General features: G+C 62.7%; 22 protein-coding genes and 1 tRNA gene. 11 read left to right on the top strand and 12 right to left on the bottom strand.

What is annotated here, in order from left to right:
• Positions 1-50: 50 nt before the first annotated feature.
• Together IG122_RS03955 and IG122_RS03950 are read right to left on the bottom strand one after the other, a co-directional pair.
• Positions 51-527, bottom strand: a complete 477-nt coding sequence (locus IG122_RS03955; RefSeq protein ID WP_193180677.1) for a DUF1203 domain-containing protein — start codon at positions 525-527, stop codon at positions 51-53.
• An 84-nt stretch (positions 528-611) separates the two neighbouring features.
• Positions 612-1,913: an NAD(P)/FAD-dependent oxidoreductase gene (locus IG122_RS03950; protein ID WP_193180675.1), complete on the bottom strand. Its 1,302-nt coding sequence runs from the start codon at positions 1,911-1,913 to the stop codon at positions 612-614.
• A gap of 334 nt (positions 1,914-2,247) precedes the next feature.
• On the opposite strand from IG122_RS03950, the gene IG122_RS03945 reads away from it, so the two are divergent.
• Entirely contained in the window at positions 2,248-2,775 is a 528-nt protein-coding gene (locus tag IG122_RS03945) for a MarR family winged helix-turn-helix transcriptional regulator (RefSeq protein ID WP_193180672.1), read from the top strand.
• A 48-nt stretch (positions 2,776-2,823) separates the two neighbouring features.
• Here IG122_RS03945 and IG122_RS03940 read toward each other — a convergent pair whose 3' ends face one another.
• Both IG122_RS03940 and IG122_RS03935 read right to left on the bottom strand, forming a co-directional pair.
• A complete protein-coding gene (locus IG122_RS03940) occupies positions 2,824-3,510 on the bottom strand; it encodes an aspartate/glutamate racemase family protein (protein ID WP_193180670.1) in 687 nt (228 codons plus the stop codon).
• A gap of 4 nt (positions 3,511-3,514) precedes the next feature.
• Positions 3,515-3,979 carry a YtoQ family protein gene (locus IG122_RS03935; protein ID WP_193180668.1) on the bottom strand — a complete coding sequence of 155 codons (465 nt, stop codon included), beginning with the start codon at positions 3,977-3,979 and terminating at the stop codon, positions 3,515-3,517.
• A 239-nt stretch (positions 3,980-4,218) separates the two neighbouring features.
• On the opposite strand from IG122_RS03935, the gene IG122_RS03930 reads away from it, so the two are divergent.
• The 6 genes from IG122_RS03930 to IG122_RS03905 are packed head-to-tail and all read left to right on the top strand — an operon-like array spanning position 4,219 to position 10,765.
• The gene (locus tag IG122_RS03930) at positions 4,219-4,908 is read left to right on the top strand and encodes an ATP-binding protein (RefSeq protein ID WP_193180666.1); all 690 of its coding nucleotides are present in this window, start codon (positions 4,219-4,221) and stop codon (positions 4,906-4,908) included.
• Position 4,909: 1 nt separating this feature from the next.
• Positions 4,910-5,914, top strand: coding sequence for a BMP family protein (locus tag IG122_RS03925; protein ID WP_193180664.1), 1,005 nt, complete (start codon positions 4,910-4,912; stop codon positions 5,912-5,914).
• Between the two features lie 20 nt (positions 5,915-5,934).
• Complete coding sequence (locus IG122_RS03920; protein WP_319024810.1) at positions 5,935-7,470, top strand: ABC transporter ATP-binding protein; 1,536 nt, start codon at positions 5,935-5,937, stop codon at positions 7,468-7,470.
• On the top strand, positions 7,470-8,519 hold the full coding sequence (locus IG122_RS03915) for an ABC transporter permease (protein ID WP_193180662.1): 1,050 nt from the start codon (positions 7,470-7,472) through the stop codon (positions 8,517-8,519). The genes IG122_RS03920 and IG122_RS03915 overlap by 1 nt, the downstream gene beginning before the upstream one ends.
• A 4-nt stretch (positions 8,520-8,523) precedes the next feature.
• Entirely contained in the window at positions 8,524-9,474 is a 951-nt protein-coding gene (locus IG122_RS03910) for an ABC transporter permease (RefSeq protein WP_193180660.1), read from the top strand.
• 16 nt (positions 9,475-9,490) lie between these two features.
• A complete protein-coding gene (locus IG122_RS03905) occupies positions 9,491-10,765 on the top strand; it encodes an amidohydrolase family protein (protein ID WP_193180658.1) in 1,275 nt (424 codons plus the stop codon).
• Here the strand turns inward: IG122_RS03905 and IG122_RS03900 are convergent.
• The 3 genes from IG122_RS03900 to IG122_RS03890 all read right to left on the bottom strand — a co-directional run bounded on the left by IG122_RS03900 (position 10,762) and on the right by IG122_RS03890 (position 12,820).
• Positions 10,762-11,901 carry an aminotransferase class V-fold PLP-dependent enzyme gene (locus IG122_RS03900; protein ID WP_193180656.1) on the bottom strand — a complete coding sequence of 380 codons (1,140 nt, stop codon included), beginning with the start codon at positions 11,899-11,901 and terminating at the stop codon, positions 10,762-10,764. The genes IG122_RS03905 and IG122_RS03900 overlap by 4 nt on opposite strands.
• Positions 11,902-11,952: 51 nt before the next feature.
• Positions 11,953-12,552, bottom strand: coding sequence for a PAS domain-containing protein (locus IG122_RS03895; protein ID WP_193180654.1), 600 nt, complete (start codon positions 12,550-12,552; stop codon positions 11,953-11,955).
• 178 nt (positions 12,553-12,730) lie between these two features.
• Positions 12,731-12,820, bottom strand: a tRNA-Ser gene (locus IG122_RS03890).
• Between the two features lie 147 nt (positions 12,821-12,967).
• On the opposite strand from IG122_RS03890, the gene IG122_RS03885 reads away from it, so the two are divergent.
• Both IG122_RS03885 and IG122_RS03880 read left to right on the top strand, forming a co-directional pair.
• Positions 12,968-13,690 (top strand): FadR/GntR family transcriptional regulator, encoded by a 723-nt coding sequence (locus IG122_RS03885; RefSeq protein WP_193180652.1) that lies wholly within the window; start codon positions 12,968-12,970, stop codon positions 13,688-13,690.
• 34 nt (positions 13,691-13,724) lie between these two features.
• Positions 13,725-14,630, top strand: a complete 906-nt coding sequence (locus IG122_RS03880) for an SMP-30/gluconolactonase/LRE family protein (RefSeq protein ID WP_193180650.1) — start codon at positions 13,725-13,727, stop codon at positions 14,628-14,630.
• A gap of 3 nt (positions 14,631-14,633) precedes the next feature.
• On the opposite strand, the gene IG122_RS03875 is transcribed toward IG122_RS03880, so the two are convergent.
• From IG122_RS03875 to IG122_RS03855, 5 genes are all read right to left on the bottom strand, one after another.
• A complete protein-coding gene (locus IG122_RS03875) occupies positions 14,634-15,917 on the bottom strand; it encodes a TRAP transporter large permease (RefSeq protein WP_193180648.1) in 1,284 nt (427 codons plus the stop codon).
• 10 nt (positions 15,918-15,927) lie between these two features.
• Complete coding sequence (locus IG122_RS03870; RefSeq protein ID WP_226893319.1) at positions 15,928-16,497, bottom strand: TRAP transporter small permease; 570 nt, start codon at positions 16,495-16,497, stop codon at positions 15,928-15,930.
• A gap of 113 nt (positions 16,498-16,610) precedes the next feature.
• Positions 16,611-17,597, bottom strand: coding sequence for a TRAP transporter substrate-binding protein (locus IG122_RS03865; RefSeq protein WP_193180646.1), 987 nt, complete (start codon positions 17,595-17,597; stop codon positions 16,611-16,613).
• 182 nt (positions 17,598-17,779) lie between these two features.
• Positions 17,780-18,700 carry a 5-dehydro-4-deoxyglucarate dehydratase gene (gene kdgD, locus IG122_RS03860; protein ID WP_319024809.1) on the bottom strand — a complete coding sequence of 307 codons (921 nt, stop codon included), beginning with the start codon at positions 18,698-18,700 and terminating at the stop codon, positions 17,780-17,782.
• Positions 18,701-18,716: 16 nt separating this feature from the next.
• The gene (locus IG122_RS03855; protein WP_193180642.1) at positions 18,717-19,541 is read right to left on the bottom strand and encodes an NAD-dependent epimerase/dehydratase family protein; all 825 of its coding nucleotides are present in this window, start codon (positions 19,539-19,541) and stop codon (positions 18,717-18,719) included.
• Positions 19,542-19,833: 292 nt separating this feature from the next.
• Between IG122_RS03855 and IG122_RS03850 the strand changes: the two genes are divergently transcribed.
• The gene (locus IG122_RS03850; RefSeq protein ID WP_226893318.1) at positions 19,834-20,808 is read left to right on the top strand and encodes a lytic murein transglycosylase; all 975 of its coding nucleotides are present in this window, start codon (positions 19,834-19,836) and stop codon (positions 20,806-20,808) included.
• Positions 20,809-20,914: 106 nt separating this feature from the next.
• The gene (locus IG122_RS24390) at positions 20,915-21,916 is read left to right on the top strand and encodes a septal ring lytic transglycosylase RlpA family protein (protein ID WP_193180640.1); all 1,002 of its coding nucleotides are present in this window, start codon (positions 20,915-20,917) and stop codon (positions 21,914-21,916) included.
• Positions 21,917-22,059: the final 143 nt, after the last annotated feature.

The following is a 22,059-nucleotide window of genomic DNA, read 5'->3' as shown; positions in this document are numbered from 1 at the left end:
CGTGAAGCGCGCTCTCGCGCCGGAGGAACGCCGACCGTTACGGTTGTTCCTCAGCCCGCACGTTCGATCCGGCACTGGTAGCAATTGTTCTTCGCCGAGCGTGCATGGACGTAGCGCACGTCCGGGTTGGCGAGGATCGCATCCGCAGCCGCCTCGATTTCCCCGGTTCCGATCACCGTGCCGGTGCCGTAGACGATCCGGTCGTCGGCTCCGTAGCCACGCAGCATGATATTGTCCCATCCCCGGAACATCGCGGGGACCGATTGTTCTTCCGCATAGCGCGCGCAGTCCTTCGCGTGCAGGAAGATCGGGCCAAGTTCCGCATAAGGCTGTGCAGCAGGAAAGGGGCGGTGGGCGAGAACGAGATATTCGTCACCCGCGGCGATTTCCGACAGGCAGTGCCGGCACGGCATTGAACCACCCTCGGAGATTTTCCGTTCGGGTATCTGCCCATTGGCGTCCGCGCCGCCCGCCTGATAGTGCCGGGCGACATCGGTCGGGAGTGCGATATAGCGTTTGTCGTTCATGGTTCGGTTCCGTTTCGAGTGTCTGATGGAGCCGATCCTCGATGAGCGGACAACGCGGCGATATCCGTCCCTTGCGCCCTATTTCTATTTCGAGCGCCAGGCTTGCCAGAGGTCCTGGAGCTGAAATCCCCAATAGGCGCATTGCGCAATCAGCGGACCCAGCTGACCTCCGGCGAAATTGAGCCCGAACGGCGCGAACAGTTTGTAGGTCTCGTCGCCGTCAGCGATCGCCTTCGCCACGACCTCTCCGCCGGCCGTGGTCGCGCACATGCCGTGGCCGCCGTAACCCTGGTTGAACCAGACGCCGTCCGAAAGCCGCCCGATCTGGGGCATCTTGTGTACCGAATAGCCCATGGTTCCCGGCCAGGCGACTTCCGCCCTGATCCCCTCGAGCTGGGGATAGATACGCAGGATGTCGCCGATCATCTTTCTGTCGAGATCGCGCGGAGAAAGATTTGAGCTGACACGGCCGCCCCAGAGCAGGCGGGTATCCGGCAGAACCCGGTAATAGTCGTTCGCGATCCGGCTGTCGGAGGTGCCGTAAGGCGCGCGGATCGCGTCCTGCAGTCGATCCCCGAGCGGCTCGGTCAGAACCACGTAGGTGCCGACCGGCAAGGTCGCGCGCGACAGTTTCGGATGCAGATAGCCGATATAGCCGGAGCAGCAGATCACGACCTGATTGGCAAAGACGCTGCCTCGCGCCGTATCGATCCGCTTCCGGTCGTCCGTCAGATCCATATGGGTGACGGCGGAATTCTCGAAGATCCGCGTGCCGTGTGACTTGGCCGCGTCGGCAATGCCGTTGGTGAAATTGAGCGAGTGGAACTGGAACGCCGTCGGGTTCAACACCCCTTCATGATAGCGCGTCGTGCGATAGAGCTCCCGCATCTGCTCGCGGCTTTGAAACTCGAGACCCAGGCCGTACTTCTCGTTCATCATGTCCGCATTCGCCTTCATACCGTCGGCGTTGGCGAACCAGGAAGCCTTCATGATACCGGACCGCATCGGGCCAGCATCGATTCCGTAGAGTTCAATACGTTTCTTGATGAGGTCCATCGCGTCGAGGGTGAGCCGGAAGAGCGCGTCCGCATCCGTCCGCCCGACCCTGGCTTCTATATCGCCAAGGCCAAGGCTGTATCCGCCGCTGACAAAGCCGCCATTGCGGCCGGAAGCACCCCAGCCGATCCGGTTCGCTTCGAGCAGGACGACGTCGCGCCCGCGTTCGGCCAGTCCGAGCGCCGTGGCGAGGCCCGCCATCCCGCCGCCGACGACACAGATATCGCAGTCCGTATCCGCCTCCAGGACCGGGCGCGCCTCGGGTGCCTTGACGCTACGGCTATAGTAACTGTCGACATAGCGCGCGCCGCTGTCCGTCGCTGGGTTCATTGTCGGCTCCATTCTGCTGCGAGATCCGGTGTTGGCTTATAGCCGGTTCGGGGAGGGAGAGGTCAAACTGTGAGGAGTCTCACAGTGCTGTCGGGCGCAAGCGGTAAGATCCTGCAACGGCGACCCGGTTTGGGCCCCCGATTAAGATTTTCTCCACGAATTTCATCTAAATTTTTATTTAGAAAACAGGGGATTAGCCTATGGAAATAGATACATACCATGCACTGACAACCGTTCGTAATGTCGATCGCTCTTTAAACTTTACAATTCGAAACCATTTTGATGGAATGGTATTAGTTCGTAAGCAACGGAACATCCGACGCGGAGGCCTCCTATGACCGTCCAGACACTTCGACGCTCTGCTCTCAAGATCGATACGGCCGATATTGCTGTCGGCGGAAACGCAGAGGACGTGCGGGCGAGCTACATGGAGCTGACAGCCATGCTCGACCGGCTCCACCGGCGCTATCTCGACGTGGTTCGCGTCGAGCTGGAAAGCATGGGCATCAACAACATCAATCCGTCCCAGGCACTCATGCTGGTCGGGATCGGCGACGAGGACATTCCTGTCCGCGACCTGATCCACCGCAAGGGGTACCAGGCTTCGACGGTCTCCTATAACGTCAAGAAGCTGTCCGAATACGGCTATCTCGAGCAGGAGCGGGCCGCGCATGACCGCCGGTCGGTGCGCCTGCGGCTGTCTCCCAAAGGGCGCGATGTCGTTGCCCGGCTTCGGGATCTCGAACAGCGCCATATGGAATTCACCAACGGCCGTGCCGATCTCGCGAAAGAGATGGAAGCCGCGACCGCGACCTTGCGTCAGCTCGATCAAATCTGGGCCGAATACATAACTTTCGGCTAAGCCCCACCCCCGAGGCTCCCTAAGCGCGCCGCTTCTGCGGCGCGTTTTTTATGCGCAAGCGGCGTCGAGAGCAGCGCGCGCCAGCAGCCGGGTCGAATCCAGAACCGGCAGCGCGCTGTTCGCGTCATTGACGATCAGTGGAATTTCCGTACACCCGAGAATGACGGCGTCGCATCCAGCGCCCTTCAAACCCTCTATGACGTTCCGGAAGTAGGCCACGGAAGAGGGGCGGATAATCCCCGGGACAAGCTCGTCCATGATGATTCTTGCCGCTTCCTCGATCTCCTCGGGCGAGGGGCGCTGCCAGGCGATACCCTCTGCCTCCAGCTTTTCCGGATAAACGTCGCTTTCCACCAGCCAGCGTGTCCCTGTGATGCCGAGCTTTGTGTAACCGCTCTCGACCGCCGCGGCTGTCACCGCTTCCGCGATATGCACCCAGGGAAGCGGAGATCGCCCCGTAAGGAGCGGAAAAGCCTGGTGAATCGTATTGTCGGGGCAGATCAGGAAATCGGCTCCGGCATGCTCCAGCCGCCTGGCCGAATCCAGCATGAGATCGGCCACGCCGTTGATGTCACCGGCTTCCAGGCAGGCGACATAGCGCGACAGCGAGGGCGTATGCATCGAGATATCCGGATGGACGTGTGCGCCGAGTCGCTCCGCACCCTCCGAACAGATCGTGCGGTAGCACAAGGCCGCGCCCTCGGCCGAACACCCGACGATGCCGATATGCTTCATCTGCTTATACCGCCGACTGGAGTTCGCCCGTCATCACGTAGCGCAGGATCGCCGCGACCTGCGCCGGCGTTTCGGCGACGGCAAGGGCCGCACCGTCGACCTCTTTCAGAGGGTGGGTCAGCGAGGGGTCGTGCTGCACGATCAAGGGCTTGCCGAGCGCCGCCGCATAACCGGCATCGAACGCCGCGTTCCATTGCTTGTATTTGTCGCCGAAGCGGACCACGACCACGTCGGCGCGCTCGATCAGGGTGCGTGTCCGGATCGCATTGATCTTGGCCCCCTTGTGATCGGCCCAGAAATTGTTCTCCTCGGCGCCGAGGATCGTCACGCCGCAATCGTCGCTGTTCTCGTGCACCGTCACGGGAGCGGTGAAGGCGATATCGAGAGAAGCGCTCTTCGCCGCGTCCTCGATCTCCTTGCGCCAATCGGTATGGATCTCGCCCGACAGATAAACTTCCAACTCCGCCATTGCTTCCTCCTCCTAAATGATCGGCCCTTGATACCTGATTCGGATCGTCAGTGCAGTGCCTCGCGGGAAAGATCGGGGCATGCCCGAGTCACGCGTTTACGAGTCATTATCTCAAAAGTGAGAAAAATTTGCCGCTCAACCTTGGCGGAGATCCCCATGCGGCCTGTGAAATCCGGCTTTGCGATCCTTGTCAGCCTGTTTTCGCTTACCGGATGCGATGAGGGACATCCGTCGCCGAGATGAATGTCGAGCGTGCCTGCAATCTCGTGAGCAATTTCAAGCAGGTCGCTGTGGACCGCACGGCCTCCTACAGACGTGTCTTCAAGCTCAACGACCTGATCGGCGGTATCGTGCTCACCCTGCAGCCGTCGATAAGCAGGTCCATTAACGTCGTTGTCGGAGAGATTCCGGCAGAGATCCAGCTGGACAGCTATCCGGGCGAAATCGGACAGGTCATAACAAACCTCGTCGACAACGCGGTAAAGCATGCTTTTCCGGAAGGAACCGGAACCGTTCGTCTGACAATATCCGAGCCGGATGCGACGTCGATATCCATCACTATCGAGGACGACGGAATCGGCATGACGCAAGGCATCGTCGATCAGATCTTCAACCCGTTCTTCACCACGAAGTTGGGTCAGGGCGGAACGGGACTGGGGCTGCACATCTCCTACAATGCCGTAACAAATGTCCTCGGCGGAGGCTCAGCGCCTCTCCGGGTTCCATTGACAATCCAAAGTCAAAAAGCTGAAATCGAACTGTCACACACGATGGCATCGCTGGCCCGGCCCGGTCCGGGCTCCCCGCAGAAAGGGGCAATGCGCAGAAGAATGCCACGGGTGCGGCGGGAGGATTTGGCAAAAAGAAATCGAGCTCAATGTGTCCGGAGGGGTCCGGAGCACAGGCCGTTTCGCTTTTCGGGGGACTGATATGACTTTCATTTCGCGCCGCCAGGCACTAACCACGCTGGCCGCTCTCAGCGCCGTTTCCATGCTGCCGGTGGCCGCCAACGCTGCCGACAAGATCAAGGTCGCGGGTATCTACACCCAGCCGATCCAGCAGAAGTGGGATGCGCGGCTGCACCAGGGCCTCGAGGCCGCCAAGGCCGCAGGCAAGATCGAGTATTCCTATTCGGAGAAGGTCTCCAACACCGACTATATCCGTGTGCTGCGCGAGTATGCCGAGAGCGGTGTCCAACTCATTGTCGGCGAGGCTTTCGGCATCAGCCGCGAGGCGCGCAAGGTTGCGGACGAGTATCCGAATGTCGCCTTCCTGATGGGCGATCCGTTCAAGCCGCACGGCAGCAACTTCTCGGTCTTCGACAACTATATCCACGAGCCCTGCTACCTGATGGGCATCATCGCCGGTCACATGACCAAGTCCAAGAAGATCGGCATGGTCGGCGGCTATCCGATCGGCGAGGTGAACCGGCTGTTCCACGCATTCATGAACGGCGCCCGCTCGGTCGATCCGGACATTCAGTTCAAGGTGACCTTCATCGGTTCCTGGTACGACCCGCCGAAAGCCAAGGAAGCCGCCTTCGCGCAGATCGAGGCCGGCGTCGACGTGCTTTATGCGGAGCGCGCCGGCGTGGTCGATGCGGCGCGCGAGAAGGGCATCATCGCCTTCGGCAACGTGAACGACATGAACAAGGAAGAGAACGGCACCAATGTCGTGGTGACCTCCGCGCTCTGGCACATGGAAGCGGCCATCGCCCATGCGATCGACCTTGTGAAGGCCGGCAACTTCAAGGCCGAGGACTACAAGGAATGGACCATGATGCAGAAGGGCGGCGCCAGCCTTGCCCCGTATTATGAGTTCGAGGACAAGATCCCGGCGGAAGCGAAGGCCAAGGTCGAGGATCTGAAGGCGAAGATCCTTTCCGGCGAATTCGTGGTCGAGATCAACGACGAAGAGCCGAAATCCACCTTCTGATCCGGACCGGGGCATTCCCCGTGACGCGAACATCTGAAACCGTGACGCCCCTGCTTTCCTTCAGGGGCGTCACCAAGCGCTTCGGCCCGCTGACGGCGAACGATGCGATCTCGCTCGACCTGAGGGCGGGCGAGGTCCTGGCGCTGCTCGGCGAAAACGGCGCCGGCAAGACCACGCTGATGAACATCCTCTTCGGCCATTATGTGGCGGACGAGGGGGAGATCCTGATCGACGGCGCGCCGCTGCCGCCGGGCTCGACCGATGCCGCGATCCATGCCGGGATCGGCATGGTGCACCAGCATTTCACGCTGGCCGAGAACCTGACGGTCCTGGAGAACATCACGCTCGGGACCGAACCGCTTTTCGCCTGGCGCCGGAACATCCGATCGGCACGCAAGAAGATCGCCTCCATGGCCGTCGAGTACGGTCTTGATGCGGATCCGGACAAACCGGTCGGCGAGCTTTCCGTCGGCGAGCGCCAGCGGGTCGAGATCCTGAAGGCGCTCTATCGCGATGCCCGCATCCTGATTCTGGACGAGCCGACCGCGGTGCTGACGCCGCAGGAATCCGACAGTCTCTTCCAGACCCTGAAGAAGCTGACCGCGCGCGGCCTCGCGGTGATCTTCATTTCCCACAAGCTGAACGAGATCCTGAACCATACAGACCGTGTCGTGGTACTTCGCCGAGGCGCTGTCGCCGGGACCGTGAAGACCTTCGAGGCAGACCGCGCCGGCCTGGCGCGCATGATGGTGGGCGAGGAGGTGAGGCGACCGACCGCCGAGGCGATGGCGCCGGGCGCACCCGTCGTGCGGCTCGCCGGCGTCTCCTGCAAGGCAGTCTCCGAGGCGCAAAGCCTCAAATCCGTCAGCTTGGATATCCGGGCCCACGAGATCGTCGGCCTCGCCGGGGTTGCCGGCAACGGCCAGCGCACGCTCGCCAGCCTGCTCTCCGGTCTTGCCCTCGCCAACAGCGGCGATGTCCAAATTCTCGGCGCCCCCGGAACAGACGATCCGACGGAACTGGTGGCGCGCGGCGTTGCCCGCATCCCGGAGGATCGTCATGCGACGGGCGTGGTCGGCGAGATGCCGCTCTGGGAAAACATCATCAGCGAGGAGCGTCGCAGTCGGGAGATCGCCCGCGCCGGGATCGTCATCGACAAGGGAAAGGCACTTGAACGCACCCGCGAGTTGATCCAGGAATTCGACATCCGCTGCGAAGGCCCGGAAGCTGAAACCCGTTTGCTTTCAGGCGGTAACATGCAGAAGCTCATCCTTGCCCGGGTGCTGTCGCGCGGACCGCGCTTTATTCTCGCGAACCAGCCGGTGCGCGGCCTCGACGAGGGTGCGATCGCTTATGTGCAGCGCCGCCTGCTTGAGGCCCGCAAAGATGGCGCCGGCATCCTGCTGATCTCCGAGGACCTGGATGAGCTCTTCGCGCTCAGCGACCGCATCGCCGTCATGTATCACGGTCACCTGACGCCGGCGCGGCCGGTTTCGGAGCTTACAGTGGGTGAGGTCGGCCTGATGATGTCCGGACACGGCGCGGAGGCCGCCTGATGCGTATCGAGGCACGTCAACAGGTCGAGGTCTGGCGCGTCATTCTGGCGCCCGTTCTCGCTGTCCTGGCGGCCCTGGTACTCGGTGCCGGACTGATTCTCTGGGCGGGTGAGGCGGTGCTCGCCTCTTACTGGGCGTTGTTGAGAGGCGCCCTCGGCTCCGCCTTTGCGATCAACGAAACTCTTACCCGCACCACGCCACTGATCTTCACCGGCCTCGCCGCCGCCGTCGCTTTCCGGGCGAAGTTCTACAATATCGGCGCCGAAGGGCAGCTCTATTGCGGCGCGCTCGCCGCCACCTTCTTCGGCACAGGCCTGGTCGGCCTGCCGCCTTTCCTGATGATCCCCTTCCTGATGCTGGTCGGCGCCATCGCGGGCGGCGCGATCCTGATCGTGCCGGTGCTGCTGAAGACCCACATGAAGGTCGACGAGGTGGTGACGACGCTGCTGCTGAACTTCGTCATCCTGCTGCTGGTCGGCTACCTTCTCGAAGGTCCGTGGAAGGATCCGATGTCTCTCGGCTGGCCGCAGGCCGCGCCGATCGTGGACGAGGGGGTCTGGCCGCCGCTGCTGGCCAAGGGGCGTCTGCATCTCGGTTTCATCTTCGCGCTGGTCGCTGCGGTTCTCGCTTGGGCACTGATGCGCTTCACCGTCTGGGGCTACGAGATCCGCGCCGTAGGTCTCAATGCCTCCGCCGCCGGGTTCGCCGGCATCGGCGTCAATGCGACGGTGATCCGCACCGCGCTGATCTCCGGCGGTCTCGCCGGGATCGCAGGCGTCAGCGAGGTGGCGGGGCTGAAGGGGTATCTCACGCTCGATCTGTCGCCCGGCTTCGGCTATGCGGGCATTGCCGTCGCCATGCTGGCGCAGCTCCATCCGCTCGGCGTCATCCTCTCGGCCTTCTTCATCTCGGCGGTCTATGTTGGCGCCGACGCGATGAGCCGGACGACGGACATCCCGACCTATATCGCGGACGTGCTGGTCGGCCTCTCGGTCCTGACCATCCTGGTCAGCGTCATGCTGACCCGCTACCGCATCCGCTGGAGCTGAGGCGATGATCGGCGACCTGCTCGAAATCCTCCTCACCGCCGGCTTCTGGGCCGCGACCATCCGCATCGTCAGCCCGCTCATCCTCGGCACCCTCGGGGAGCTGATCTGCGAGCGGGCAGGGGTGCTCAATCTCGGCATCGAGGGCATCATGACGATGGGCGCGATGGCCGGATGGATGTGGGTCTACCAAGGTGGAGATCTCTGGGGCGGGATTGTCTTCGCTGCCTTCATCGGTGCGCTGTTCGGCATGTTTCACGCGGGTTTCACGGTCTATCTCGGCCTCTCCCAGCATGTGACCGGCATCGGGATCACGCTCTTCGCCTCCTCGCTCAGCTACTATGTCTTCCGCATGCTGCTGCCGAATGCGACGACCCCGCCGAAGATCACGCCCTTCCAGCCCTTCGCCGTTCCCATCCTCTCCGACATCCCTGTGATCGGGGAGGCGCTCTTCACCCAGACGCCGCTGACCTACCTGGCTCTGCTCTCCGTTCCCGCCGTCTGGTACGTGCTGGAGCGCACGCCGCTCGGCCTCGCTGTCCGCATGGCGGGGGAGAACCCGGTCGCGGTCGAGAGTCAGGGCATCGACGTGCTGGCGGTCCGCACCGGCGCCGTGATGGTCGGCAGCGCCTTCATGGCCGTGGGCGGAGCTTTCATCACCATGAGTGCCTTCGACGCCTTCTATTTCGGGATGATCAACGGCCGCGGCTGGATCTGCGTCGCGCTGGTGATCTTCGCCTCCTGGCGTCCGGGCAAGGCACTTCTCGGGGCACTACTCTTCGCCGGGCTCGACGCCCTGCAGGTCCGCGCGCAGCAGCTTGCGGGCGCGCAGATCCCCTACCAGTTCTTCCTCATGGCCCCCTATCTGCTCTCCATCGCCGCCATGGTGGTCATGGCGCGGCGGGCTCGTTATCCGAAGGCGTTGCTGGTGCCGTTCCGGCGCGGCGACCGGGTCTGATCAAAAGGTTTCAACGATGCTCGATATCCTGATCTCCAACGCGACGCTTCCCGACGGCCGCACGGGCCAATCCATCGCCATCGAGGGCGGGAAGATCCTTGATGTCGGCCCGAACGTGACCGGCGAGGCGGGGCGGACCATCGATGCGGGCGGCTGCCTCGTGACGCCGCCCTTCATCGACCCGCATTTTCATCTCGATTCCACCCTCAGTCTCGGGGAACCGCGCCTCAACCAGTCAGGCACGCTGCTCGAGGGCATCCAGCTCTGGAGCGAACTGAAGCCGCATCTGACCGGTGACGCGATCAAGAACCGCGTGCGCGAGCTCGCCCGCTGGTCCGTCGCCAAGGGCACGCTCGCGATCCGCAGCCATGTCGACACCTCCGATCCGCGGATGATCAATGTCGACGCGCTGATCGAGGTGCGCGAGGAGCTGAAGCCATACATAGATATTCAGCTCGTCGCCTTTCCGCAGGACGGCTATTTCCGCTCCGCAGGGAATGTCGAGAACGTCGCGCGAGCGCTGGACAAGGGCGTCGACGTGGTCGGCGGCATCCCGCATTTCGAACGCACGATGGAAGACGGCGCCCGCTCGGTGCGCGCGCTCTGCGAGCTTGCGGCGGAGCGCGGCCTCAGGGTCGACATGCATTGCGACGAGACCGACGATCCGATGTCGCGCCATATCGAGACCCTGACGGCGGAGACCAAGCGCCTCGGGCTCGAGGGCAGGGTGGCCGGCTCGCACCTGACCTCGATGCATTCCATGGACAATTACTACGTCTCCAAGCTCCTGCCGCTGATGGCGGAGAGCCGGATCCACGCGATCCCGAACCCGCTCATCAACATCACCCTGCAGGGCCGCCACGACACCTACCCGAAGCGCCGCGGCATGACCCGGGTGAAGGAAATGACGGCAGAGGGCATCAATGTCGCCCTCGGGCACGACTGCGTCATGGATCCCTGGTACAGCCTCGGCAGCCACGACATGCTGGAGGTCGCGCATATGGCGGTCCATGTCGGGCAGATGACCGGTGTCGAGGAAATGAAGGCGATGTTCGCCGCCGTCACGGAAAATTCCGCGAGGGCGATGGGCCTCGAAGGCTACGGCATCGCCAAGGGCTGCAACGCCGATCTCGTCATTCTCCAGGCCGGCGACCCGATGGAGGCGATCCGCCTGAAGCCCAACCGCCTCTTCGTCCTCCGCCGCGGCAAGGTAATCGCCGAGGCGCCGCCGCAGATGAGTACCGTCTCAATCGGCGGCGAAAGCCACAAGGTTGATTTCCGGCGCGGCTAGGCGAGCTCAGCGTCCAGCGCCGCGAACAGGCGATCGATGTCGCCCATGTCGTTGAAAAGGTAAGGACTTATCCGCAACGCATTGTTCCGGAAGCAGATATGGACGCCACGCGCGGCCATCTTCTGCTCCAGACCGTCCGGCCAAGGGGTATCGCGGTAGAGGCCGATGAAATGCCCGATCCGGCGCTCCTTCGGCGGATGCTTCAGCCCGCGCTCTGCCGCCTTGTCCGCAACCGCATCGACCAGCCGCGTCAGATACTCGTGGATCGCCGCCGGCGTCCATTCCTCGATCTGCTCCAGCGCCGTGAGCGACATCGGCATGTGCACCATGCTGTCGGCGGCGCCCATGTCGTAGCGCCGCGCGCTCGGTTTCAGCTCTCCGCCGAGGCCGTCGCCGGTCTCCATCGAGGGCGCGCCGGTGCGGGCCTGCTGGTTCAGTTCCAGAGGCATGCCGCGCTGGTGTTTCGGCGCGACATACATGAAGCCCATCGTATCGGGGCAGAGCAGCCACTTATAGCCGGAGGCGATGACGAAATCCGCCTGCACCGTCTTCAGATCGAAGGGCCGCGCCGCGATAGACTGGGTCGCGTCGACCACCAGCGGGATGCCGCGTCGGCGGCATTCGGCGCTGACCGCCTCCAGATCGACCAGCGCACCGTCGGACCAGTGACAGTTCGGCAGGGCGACGATCCCGACCCCGTCGTCGAGCGATTCCAGCACCGGTCCGGTCCAATCAAAATCCTCCCCGCGCCGCACCAGACGCACGTCGCCGCCGGCGATACGCGCGAGACGTATCCAGGCATAGACGTTTGACGGAAACTGGCCGCCGAGCATCAGCACGTCCTTGCCCGGCTCGAGGCGGAGATTGGCGGCCGCGGTCGCGATGCCGTAGCTGGTGGTGAAGCAGATAGCGATATCGTCGGAGCCTGCGCCGATGAGCCCGCCGAAGAGGGTACGGCAGCGCTCCATCTCCGGGCCGAGATTGCCCCGCTCCGGTGTCCAGGGATGCAGCTTTCGCCGCAATCCTCGCTCACCCGCCTCGAAGCTGCTCCTGAGGCACGGCGACTGGCTGGCCGTGTTGAGATAGGAAACGCCATCGGGCAGGTCGAACTTGTCGCGCTGGCAGGCGAGGGGCATGGAAACGGGCTCCGCAGGAAGAAGTGTTCCGGAGACGATCGCCCCGGACCATCAACTTAACGGCGCCTGCGCACCCGCGGTCAAGTCCGGCTCGGCGAAGGCCGCATCCGGTTCCACGCGGCTCCAGCGGAAATATTTGACCTTCTGATCTCCGGTCAGCGACCCGGCAAAGCTGGACGTGCTCAGGAAATTCGTGATTCCGACCAGATGCGTCGGGGTGGCTCTGTCATTTCCGAGCGGAAGAACAAGGCGCTCGCCGAGCACGCTCGCCCCCTGTTCCGAATGGTGGTCGGTCAGGATGAAGAAGGCCGCAGGCATGTCCAGGATCAGCCGCCAGCGTTCCGTGATCGCCTCCGCAGCATCGGACTGCATGATATCCGACAGCCGCAAGCCCTTGAGGTTGCGGCGGTAGCGCTGGGTGTGTTCCTCACCGGCGATCCGATAGACGAAATCCCCGCCAGGCAGGATCTCGACGACGAAGATATTCGGCAGCGCCCACGGAAAGTCGACGGGATCGAGGTCTGCGTAGGACGGCATCGCATGCCTCCCGCGCAGCCTGAGCCAGTAGTCGAGAAATCTGAGGTGGAGACGTGCTCCGTCGTGTGGGGCGAGCTCCGCGATCGGAACCCGTTCCTCTTCGTTGAAGTTCATAGCCTAGCTGAAGTCCGTATCGTGCAGGGTGTCCACCGCATGAGCCGCAGGTGATTCAAACCGACTCTTATCAGAGAGACCTAAACAAATGAGAAACGGCAGCGAATAACCGCGGCAAATTTCTCACTCCGTCTGATATCGCCTGATGTCGACGCAATCAGGTGCAGCAGAGGAGTTGTGGCGGATGGGGTGGGATTCGAACCCACGAGACGGTCACCCGCCTGCCGGTTTTCAAGACCGGTGCCTTCAACCACTCGGCCACCCATCCGTTCGCCGCAAGAGACGAAGCCGGGTGTCTATACGCAACGACGGTGCTTCCCGCAACCGCCAAGAGAGCCGGAAGGGCATTGATCAATTTGCAGAATTAGTACTACATATGAACCTGAATAATCATACCTGAAGGATTGTACTTCCTGTGATCCGAAAGTCCCCAACAGCGGCCGCCGGCCGGAATCTAACCCAGGAAACCACCGATGCCCTGCGCGCCAAGATCGCCGCGGGCCCAATGAAGGCCGGCGACCGGCTCCCGACCGAGAAGGAACTGGAAGCCGAATTCGGTGTCAGCCGGACCGTGATCCGCGAGGCCGTTGCCGTGCTCAAGGCCGACGGACTGGTGGAGCCGCGGCGCGGTGCGGGAATTTTCGTACGCGATCCCGAGGGCACCAGACGCAAGAACCTGCCGACCTTCGTGCCGTCGGGGGTACACGAAGCGCTCGACCTGCTTGAACTGAGGATGGCGGTCGAGATCGAGGCGGCCGGACTTGCGGCCACGCGGCGGAGCCTGTCCCAGGACGCCCGGATCCGCGAATGCCAGGCGCTGTTCGAACGCGACATCGATGCCGGTGCCTCGGCGGTCGAGCGGGATGCGGCATTTCATCTCGCCATAGCCCAGGGCACGAACAACAGTCTCTTCACCTCCTTTCTAGAGTCGCTCGGAAGCAACGCCATTCCGCGCAGGTCCCTCTCCGACGAGGACCGCGCCCGGCTGATCGACCGTTCCTATCTCGAACGGGTCAACAAAGAGCATCGTGCGATCGTCGATGCCATCTCCGCCGGAGATGCGGACGGCGCGCGCGTCGCGATGCGCGACCATTTGAGCGGCAGCATCACACGCTACCGGACATCTCTTTCCGCCTGACGCGGACGCGCCGAGAGCTGAGGAGAGCCCATTCATGAACGTGACGGTAGACTGCGCGCTGGACGTCCACGCGACGCTGGGTGAGGGCGCGGTCTGGGACGGCGGCACGGGCGCGCTCTGGTGGGTCGATATCGCGGCACCGGCGCTCCATCGCTACACGCCCGGCACCGGCCGCGTGGAGCAATGGGCGATGCCGTCGGCGATCGGCTGCGTCGCCCCGCGCCGTTCCGGCGGCGCCATTCTCGGGCTCGAGCAGGGCTGGTCCGGGTTCGATCCGTCGAACGGCGCAATTTCTATGATCAATGATCGGGCGCCAGCCCGCCCCGGTCACCGTTTCAATGACGGCTCCGTCGATCCGGCCGGACGCTTCTGGGCGGGGACAATGCCGAAAGCCGGCCCGCGGAACGCGGCGGCGGGCGAGGAGGGTGACGGAGAGCTCTTTTGCCTCGAAGCCGACGGTTCCTGCCGCATGGTGATCGACGGGCTCTACACCCAAAACGGTCTCGCGTTTTCGCCCGATGGCACGCGCATGTATCTCTCCGACAGCCATCCCGCCGTGCGCACGATCTGGCAATTCGACTACGAGCTGAAGAGCGGCACCCCCACGAACCGGCGCCTCTTCTTCGACACGAGAGAGGTCGCGGGGCGCCCCGACGGCGCGACGATGGATGCCGACGGCTGCTACTGGATGGCCGGCATCGAGGGCTGGCAGATCCTCCGCATCACGCCGCAAGGCAAGGTCGACCGCACCATCGCCGTTCCGGTTGAAAAGCCGACCTGTCTCGCGTTCGGCGGCAAGGATCTCAAGGACCTCTACATCACCTGCATGGGCCCCGGACTGATCACTCCCGGCACCGAAGAGCGCCAGCCAAAGGCGGGCTGCCTCTTCGTCTGCCGTCCGGGGATCGACGGCTATGCGCCGCCGGCTGCTGCTGCCTGACGCTTATCCTTCAATCAGGCGCGGCAGGGTCAGCGATATCTCCGGAATGAAGGTCGTCAGCATCAGCGCGACAAGGATCGCCGCATAGAACGGCCAGATCGTCTTCACCGCCCGCTCGATCGGTACTTTTCCGACCGCGCAGCCGAGGAAGAGGCATGCCCCGACCGGCGGCGTGCAAAGCCCGAGCCCGAGATTCATCATCAGGATCATGCCGAACTGCACGGGATCCATTCCGATGGAAATGACGACCGGCAGAAAGATCGGCGTGCAGATCAGGATCAGTGCCGCCATGTCCATGATCATGCCGAGGATCAGCAGCATGGCGTTGATCATCAGCAGCATGCCGATCGGGTTTTCCGTCACGCCGGTCATGAAATCGATCATCCGAGACGGCACCTGGTAGAAGGTCAGCATGTAGGCGAATGCCGTCGCCGAGGCGACCAGGATCAGAACCATCGAGGTCGTCCGGACCGAGTTGACCACCGCGGTTCTGAACGCCTCCCAGCTGAGCGAGCGATAGACGATGAGGGTCACGAGAAAAGCATAGAGCGTGCCGAAGGCGCCGGACTCGGTCACCGTGAAGATGCCGGAGAGCACGCCGCCGACGATGATCACGGCCGTGAAGAGCCCCGGCAGGGCGGCCACGAAGCTGAGGAAGAGGGCAGTGAAGCCGGGGAAGACCTCGACCGGATAGTTGCGGCGGACGGCGATCAGATAGGCCGCGACAGCGAGACAGATGCACATCAGCACGCCAGGCACGACGCCGGCCAGGAAGAGCTGCGAGATCGAGATCCCGCCGCCCGCGGCGATGGCGAACAGGATCATGTTATGGCTCGGCGGCACCAGGATGCCGGCGATCGACGAGGTCACGGTCACGTTGACCGCGTAATCGTCGTCATAGCCTTTCTCCTTCATCACCGGGATCAGGATCGAGCCGAGCGCGGAGATGTCCGCGACCGCCGAGCCGGAGATGCCGCCGAACAGCATCGAGGAGAGCACGTTCACCACGCCGAGCCCGCCGCGAACCTTGCCGACCGCCGCCGAGGCGAAGCGCACCAGCCGGATCGCAATGCCGCCATGGAACATGAGCTCGCCGGCGAAGATGAAGAAGGGGATCGCCATCAGCGAGAAAACGTTGATCCCGGAAATGATACGCTGGAAGGCGACGACCAGCGGCAGTCCCTCGACGAAAAAGGCGGTTACAGCTGCAACGGCCAGCGCGAAGGCGACGGGCACGCCGATGACGACGCAGACGGCGAAGACGCCGAGCAGAATGAGAAGACCCATGACGGCGCCCCTATGAGCTCTGGTTACGCGGGTCCGGGGTCTTCTCCCGGAAAAATCTGATCAGATGGCCGATCGAATAGAGCAGACAGGCCGCGCCGCAGAAGGTGAGCGGGACCGCCCGCAACCCTTCCGGAAGGTCGATCAGGGGGATCTGGGCGCTCCACTTGAAGAGCACGAGCTTGTAGGTCTGCACCATCATCACGAGGCCGAAGACGCCCATGATGAGATAGGTGAGCAGTTCCATGAAACGCTGCACCGGTCGGGGCGCTATGTCGCGGAAGAAGGAGACGCCGAGATGAGAGCGTTCATGCACACCGGAGGAGGCTCCGACGAAGCCGATCAGCGAGACCAGCAGCAAGGCGATCTGCTCCACCCAGGTGGGCGTGGCGTTCAGGACGTAGCGGCCGAACACCAGCCAGCCGAAGATCACCGTCAGGACGACCATTCCGATTCCCGACACCCATAGACTGAGACTGGAGAGACGGTCGAGCAGCCGGTCGAATAGCCCGAATATGTCGGCCGCGCCGCGCCTGCCGCCATGGGCACCGCTATCGGCGCGCGTCGAATGCATGGAGTTCATCTGCACATCCCGGGTCGTGGCCGCCCGAAGGCGGCAGCACACTGATCAGACGAGAAAAAGGTGCCGCCGGAGCGGTCGCACGAGCGACACCCCGGCGGCCACGGGACAGGAGCTTACTGAGTGGCCTGGATCGCCGCGACGAGCGGCTTCAGATCCTCGTTGCTGGCGAGGAATTTCTCATAGACCGGCTTCATGGCGTCCTGGAATGCCTGCTTGTCGGCGACGTCATTGAACTTCACGCCGGCCTTCATGACCATCGCGCGGCTCGCTTCGGCGCGTTCCGCCCAGAGCTTGCGCTGCAGATCCGCCGACTCACGCGCAGCCGCTTTGACCGCCGCCTTGTCGGCATCCGAGAGGCCGCTATAGACATCGGCGTTGATGCAGACGCATTCCGGGATGATCAGGTGCTGGGAGTCCGAATAGTACCCCGCGACCTCGAAATGACCGGTCGATTCATAGGACGGCCAGTTGTTCTCGGCACCGTCGACCACGCCGGTCTTTAGCGACTGATAGACTTCGGAGAAGGCCATCGGCGACGGGTTGCCGCCGAGCGCGGAAATCATGCCGGAATAAAGGTCGTTGTTCATCACGCGGACCTTCATGCCTTTCACGTCATCTGGGTTCATGATCGGGCGCTTGGAATTGTAGAAGGAGCGCGCACCGGCATCGTACCAGGCCAGCGCGATCATGCCCTTCTTCGCCATACCGGCGCTGATCTGGTCTCCCGGCGCCCCATCGAGGGCCCGGTGCATATGGCCTTCATCCTTGAAGATGAAGGGCAGCGACACGACGTTGGCCTCCGGCGCGATCGGTCCGATCGGGCCTAGGTTGAAGTTGCCGATCTCGACCGCGCCAATGCGGAGCTGCTCGATGGCGTCCGGCTGGTTTCCGAGAACGCCGGAATGGAACATCTTGAGCGTGTAGCGCCCGTCGGTCTTCGCGGCGAGAAGCTCGGCGAACTTGTCCATGGCAACCGTGTTCGGGTAGCCGGGCTTGTGGATGTTCCAGCCTTTCCATTCGGCCGCGTCGACGGCGCCCGAGAGACTGACTGCCAGGGTCACGGCAATAGCCGCGGAACCGATACTCCGAATAAGTGACATTTTGGTTTTCCTCCCTTTTGGTCCGGCTCGTAGGCCGGAGCGGGGGCACCTTTTATTGATTTATCTGATTGGGTGCCCGGTTCCGGGGAAACGGCGTACGTGGCGCCGCTCCTCGTTAAAAAGAAGTATGCCCTGTTTCCCAAATTGGTCAATCTATTGGGCAATACATCTTACTTATTTTTTCATGCCGCCTTCCGCATTCCCTCGATCACGTTAAGCAGCTCGGCCACGTCGCTGTCCCGCGCCGTGCTCAGCGGCGGACGGACCGGTCCCGGATCGCGGCCGACAGCACGCAGGCCGCCCTTGATCAGGCTCACCGCATATCCCGGCACCCGGTCGCGGATTTCCGCGAAAGGATAGAAGAACTCCCTGAGGATCCGGTCCGTGGTGGCGCGGTCGCCCGCGCGCAGGGCGCGATAGAAATCCAGCGCCAGTTCCGGCACGAAATTGAACACCGCCGAGGAATAGGTGCTGAAACCGATCCCGTCATAGGCGGCGGCGAAGAGTTCGTGCGTCGGCATGCCGCCGACATAGACAAGCCGATCGGCGAGCTCGGCCCGGATCCGGGTGATCAGATCGATCTCGCCGATGCCGTCCTTGAAGCCGATGAGGTTCGGACAGACTTCGGCAAGGCGCGCGATGGTGCCCGCGGAAAGCCGGCAGGTTCCCCGGTTATAGACCACCACACCGATGGAAACCGCGTCGCAAACCGCTTTCACATGAGCGAACTGACCATCCTGCGTACCGGCCATCAGATAGCTCGGCAACAGGAGCAGTCCATCCGCGCCGGCAGCCTCGGCCGCGCGGGCATCGGCGATCGCCCGGACAGTGTTCACGCCGCAGCCTGCGACAACAGGACAACGACCGTCCGCCGCCTCGACCGCGGCACGGATGATCGACGGATATTCCTCCTGTCCGATGGAAAAATACTCGCCGGTCCCGCCTGCCGCGAACAGGGTCGCGGCGTCGAAGGAGGAAAGCCAGTCGACATGCTCCTGATAGGGGGCGGGGGCGAATTTCAGCTCGGCGTCGAAATGCGTTACGGGGAACGACAGCAGACCGCTTCCCATCTTTGTTTTCAGATCCTGGGGAGAGAGAGGCACTGTTCTGCTCCTTGGTTTAGGCGAGAGGTTTCTGTCTGGTGACCCGTTCAGGGTCGCCCTCGTATCCGGTACTGGCGAAAGGACCGCCCTGGACCGCGAGGGCGACGTCGTTTCCGGGTTCCGGCGGGCCGGCATCGACCTCGGCGGCCCAGATATCGGATGAGTCCTGAGGCACAAAGCCGAGCCTGCGGGCGGTGGTGTTGTCCCAGAGGGTGCGCGAATTGTCGGAAACGCCCCAGACGATCTCGTGATGCAGCTCCGGCGTCTCGAGACCGACCCGGCAAAGCCGCGTGAGATCTCCGATGCTCACCCAGGAGGCCAGGGTGCGCGGTGTGTTCGGTTTTTCGAAGCACCAGCCGATCCGTATCGTCAGGATACCGAGCCCGTAATTATCGGCGAAATACTGTGACAGCCCCTCGCCGAACACCTTGCTGAGACCGTATCGGCAGTCGGGCCGGGGACGCTCGGAACCGTCGAGATGCTGGGTGCGGGGATAGAAGCCGATCGCATGGTTGGAGCTGGCGAACACGATGCGCTTCACGCCGGCCTCATAGGCCGCCTCGTAGAGCCGGTAGGTGCCGTCGATATTGACGCGCAGGATATCGTCCCATTCATGCTCGACCGAGAGTCCGCCGAGATGAATGATCCCGTCGACGCCGGCAACCAGCCGCTTCAGGTCGTCGGGATCGGTGAAATCGCCAATCGCGATCTCCTCTCCCTCGGCTGCCGGGCCGAGGTCGGAAATGTCGCTCACGCGCAGGATCGGATAGACATTCGCGAGTGCTTGGCGCATCCGGCGGCCGATCCCGCCCGCCGCCCCGGTCAGCAGAACACGTCTCATCAAAACTCACATTGATATGATTAATTTATGCATTAAGCTTACGTAATATGACTTATCTGTCCAGAGCATTATTTGTCGCCCGCCGCGGCTACCGGTCGGCAGAGGAGGCGCGTTCCGAGTCCCGGCGGATTCTCCGATTCCGTACCGGTAGTGCCGTGCCGGCTTTGGCATGGATTCCTTGTAATCAACGACTTGTGAGCTGGTTTTGACCTATCTTGCGAGCTTTCCGACCCTGTGCCACAACTTCATGAACTGGCAGGAATCACAGAGCTTGGCATTGGACGCGCGCAACATGATGAGACGATCAATACTGGCAGCAGGGCTTCTCGCAGCCGTTTCCTTCGGTCCGGCCTCTGCCTCCGAGCAACCTTTCGATGCGTGGGTCGCCGACCTGAAAGCCGAAGCGGCGTCACAGGGGATCAAACAAGACATCCTTGATCAGGCTTTTGCCGGCGTTGCGCCGATCCCGCGGGTGATCGAGCTGGATCGCAAGCAGCCAGAATTCACGCTGACCTTCGAGCAGTACCTGACCCGCGTCGTCCCGGACGCTAGGATCCAGAAGGGCCGTCAGCTGCTCGCGGAGAACAAGGCTCTGCTGGAAGAGGTTTCCGCGAAATACGGCGTGCAGCCGCGTTTCATCGTCGCTCTCTGGGGTGTGGAGACGGATTTTGGCCGCATTACAGGCGGCTTCCCCGTCGTCGCCTCCCTGGCGACGCTGGCCTATGACGGCCGCCGCAGCGCGTTCTTCCGCAAGGAATTGCTCCTCGCCCTGAAGATCCTGAACGAGGGGCATATCTCCCCCGGCGATATGAAAGGCTCCTGGGCCGGCGCGATGGGACAGAGCCAGTTCATGCCGTCCAGCTTCGATAATTTCGCCGTGGACCATAACGGCGATGGCCATAAGGACATCTGGGGCACGAAGGAAGATGTCTTCGCCTCGATCGCCAATTACCTGTCCCGTTCGGGCTGGAACAACGATATCAACTGGGGTCGCGCAATTACGCTTCCGGCCGGGTTCGACAAGTCGCTGATCGATGCGAAGGTCAGCAAAACGATGCGCGAGTGGGAAGCGCTCGGCGTCACCCGGCGCGACGGGGGCGCACTGCCCGAACGCAATCTGACCAGTCACCTGGTCGTGCCCGGGGACGGGGAACTCGCACCGGCCTATCTCGCCTATGCCAACTATGACGTGATCCTGAAGTGGAACCGGTCGAGTTATTTCGCGACAGCGGTCGGCACGCTGGCGGACGCGATCGGACGGCCATAGGTAGCGATCCAGTTATCGATCCAGATGGCCACAAAATATGGTAGTGTTGAGCTTAAGCCGAGGCATCTGTAGTCTTCCGCAACCAGGACGGATCAAAGGGACACTTATGAAATCTCTCGCCACGCTTTCATTGGTGATGCTTGCCGTTCTGCTTTCCGCCTGCGCGGAGACCAAATTCGTCGTCCACACGGCCAAACAGATCAACAACGCCACCTCGGATGGGCAGCCGCTCGGACGCTACAAGGTCGGCTCGCCATACCAGATCAACGGCGTCTGGTATTATCCGCAGGTAGATTACGGCTACGAGGAAACCGGCATCGCCTCGTGGTACGGCCCCAATTTCCATAACAAGACGACGGCCAACGGCGAGATCTTCGACCAGAACGACGTCACGGCCGCGCACCGGACCCTTCCGCTGCCGAGCGTGGTGCGGGTGACCAATCTTGAGAATGGCCGCGCGCTGGTGGTCCGCGTCAATGATCGCGGCCCGTTCGCGCATGGACGCATCATCGATATGTCCAGGCGATCCGCCCAGCTGCTCGGTTTCGAACGGCAGGGAACAGCCAAGGTCCGGGTCGAGATCCTGCCGGAGGAGAGCCGGATCATGGCCGAGGCCTACAGCAACGGACGTCCGATCCAACTTGCGAGCCTCAATATTCCGGCCGCAAAGGTCCCCGTGCCGGCGCCGAACGCCGCCCCGAGCGTTCCGGTTTCAAAGGGCTCTGTCTCTGCGATCCCGGGAGCGGTGACGTTGACACCTCCTCCGGCACCAGTTAGCCCTGCCGCTGTGTCCACCAGTCCTGCCGCGCAAGGCAGCGCAGTCGATCTGGCTGCGAAATCCACGGACATTTCGGCGGTGATCCAGACCTTGCCGGAACAGACCGAGATTTTCGTTCAGGCCGGCGCGTTCACCAATGCGACCAATGCGGACAAGCTGACCCAGATTCTGGCCTCCGTCGGGCCGGTGATGATTTCTCCGCGCGAGGTGAAGGGAAAGTACTTTTACCGCGTCCGTCTCGGCCCGCTCGAAACCGTCGAGGAAGCGGACAGAATTCTCGAGGCGGTGATCGACCGCGGTTATCCGGCGGCCCGCGTGATAGTCGAGTGAGCCGACGCGGGACAAGGAAAGCGGATATCCGGGTCGGTATGTCTCATTTAGTTCAAATTTGCCCGTTACCTTTCCCAACGGGCGGGGCTATAGAAACCGCAGGTTTCACGGGTAGCTATCTTTCGGACGAGTGACGGATAGGG

This window comes from Nisaea sediminum, assembly GCF_014904705.1.
In the GTDB taxonomy this organism is placed as follows: domain Bacteria; phylum Pseudomonadota; class Alphaproteobacteria; order Thalassobaculales; family Thalassobaculaceae; genus Nisaea; species Nisaea sediminum.
Note: the sequence above shows the minus strand (reverse complement) of the source record. Positions and strands in the feature narration are given on the sequence as shown.

Excerpts from the sequence above, each read along its gene's own strand:
- IG122_RS03955 (WP_193180677.1), bottom strand. The coding sequence starts at position 527 with ATGAACGACAAACGCTATATCGCACTCCCGACCGATGTCGCCCGGCAC.
- IG122_RS03855 (WP_193180642.1), bottom strand. The coding sequence starts at position 19,541 with ATGAGACGTGTTCTGCTGACCGGGGCGGCGGGCGGGATCGGCCGCCGG.
- IG122_RS03850 (WP_226893318.1), top strand. The coding sequence starts at position 19,834 with ATGATGAGACGATCAATACTGGCAGCAGGGCTTCTCGCAGCCGTTTCC.
- IG122_RS24390 (WP_193180640.1), top strand. The coding sequence starts at position 20,915 with ATGAAATCTCTCGCCACGCTTTCATTGGTGATGCTTGCCGTTCTGCTT.
- IG122_RS03880 (WP_193180650.1), top strand. The coding sequence starts at position 13,725 with ATGAACGTGACGGTAGACTGCGCGCTGGACGTCCACGCGACGCTGGGT.
- IG122_RS03950 (WP_193180675.1), bottom strand. The coding sequence starts at position 1,913 with ATGAACCCAGCGACGGACAGCGGCGCGCGCTATGTCGACAGTTACTAT.
- IG122_RS03875 (WP_193180648.1), bottom strand. The coding sequence starts at position 15,917 with ATGGGTCTTCTCATTCTGCTCGGCGTCTTCGCCGTCTGCGTCGTCATC.
- IG122_RS03945 (WP_193180672.1), top strand. The coding sequence starts at position 2,248 with ATGACCGTCCAGACACTTCGACGCTCTGCTCTCAAGATCGATACGGCC.
- IG122_RS03895 (WP_193180654.1), bottom strand. The coding sequence starts at position 12,552 with ATGAACTTCAACGAAGAGGAACGGGTTCCGATCGCGGAGCTCGCCCCA.
- IG122_RS03935 (WP_193180668.1), bottom strand. The coding sequence starts at position 3,979 with ATGGCGGAGTTGGAAGTTTATCTGTCGGGCGAGATCCATACCGATTGG.
- IG122_RS03915 (WP_193180662.1), top strand. The coding sequence starts at position 7,470 with ATGCGTATCGAGGCACGTCAACAGGTCGAGGTCTGGCGCGTCATTCTG.
- IG122_RS03930 (WP_193180666.1), top strand. The coding sequence starts at position 4,219 with ATGAATGTCGAGCGTGCCTGCAATCTCGTGAGCAATTTCAAGCAGGTC.
- IG122_RS03865 (WP_193180646.1), bottom strand. The coding sequence starts at position 17,597 with ATGTCACTTATTCGGAGTATCGGTTCCGCGGCTATTGCCGTGACCCTG.
- IG122_RS03900 (WP_193180656.1), bottom strand. The coding sequence starts at position 11,901 with ATGCCCCTCGCCTGCCAGCGCGACAAGTTCGACCTGCCCGATGGCGTT.
- IG122_RS03925 (WP_193180664.1), top strand. The coding sequence starts at position 4,910 with ATGACTTTCATTTCGCGCCGCCAGGCACTAACCACGCTGGCCGCTCTC.
- IG122_RS03910 (WP_193180660.1), top strand. The coding sequence starts at position 8,524 with ATGATCGGCGACCTGCTCGAAATCCTCCTCACCGCCGGCTTCTGGGCC.
- IG122_RS03940 (WP_193180670.1), bottom strand. The coding sequence starts at position 3,510 with ATGAAGCATATCGGCATCGTCGGGTGTTCGGCCGAGGGCGCGGCCTTG.
- IG122_RS03870 (WP_226893319.1), bottom strand. The coding sequence starts at position 16,497 with ATGAACTCCATGCATTCGACGCGCGCCGATAGCGGTGCCCATGGCGGC.
- IG122_RS03905 (WP_193180658.1), top strand. The coding sequence starts at position 9,491 with ATGCTCGATATCCTGATCTCCAACGCGACGCTTCCCGACGGCCGCACG.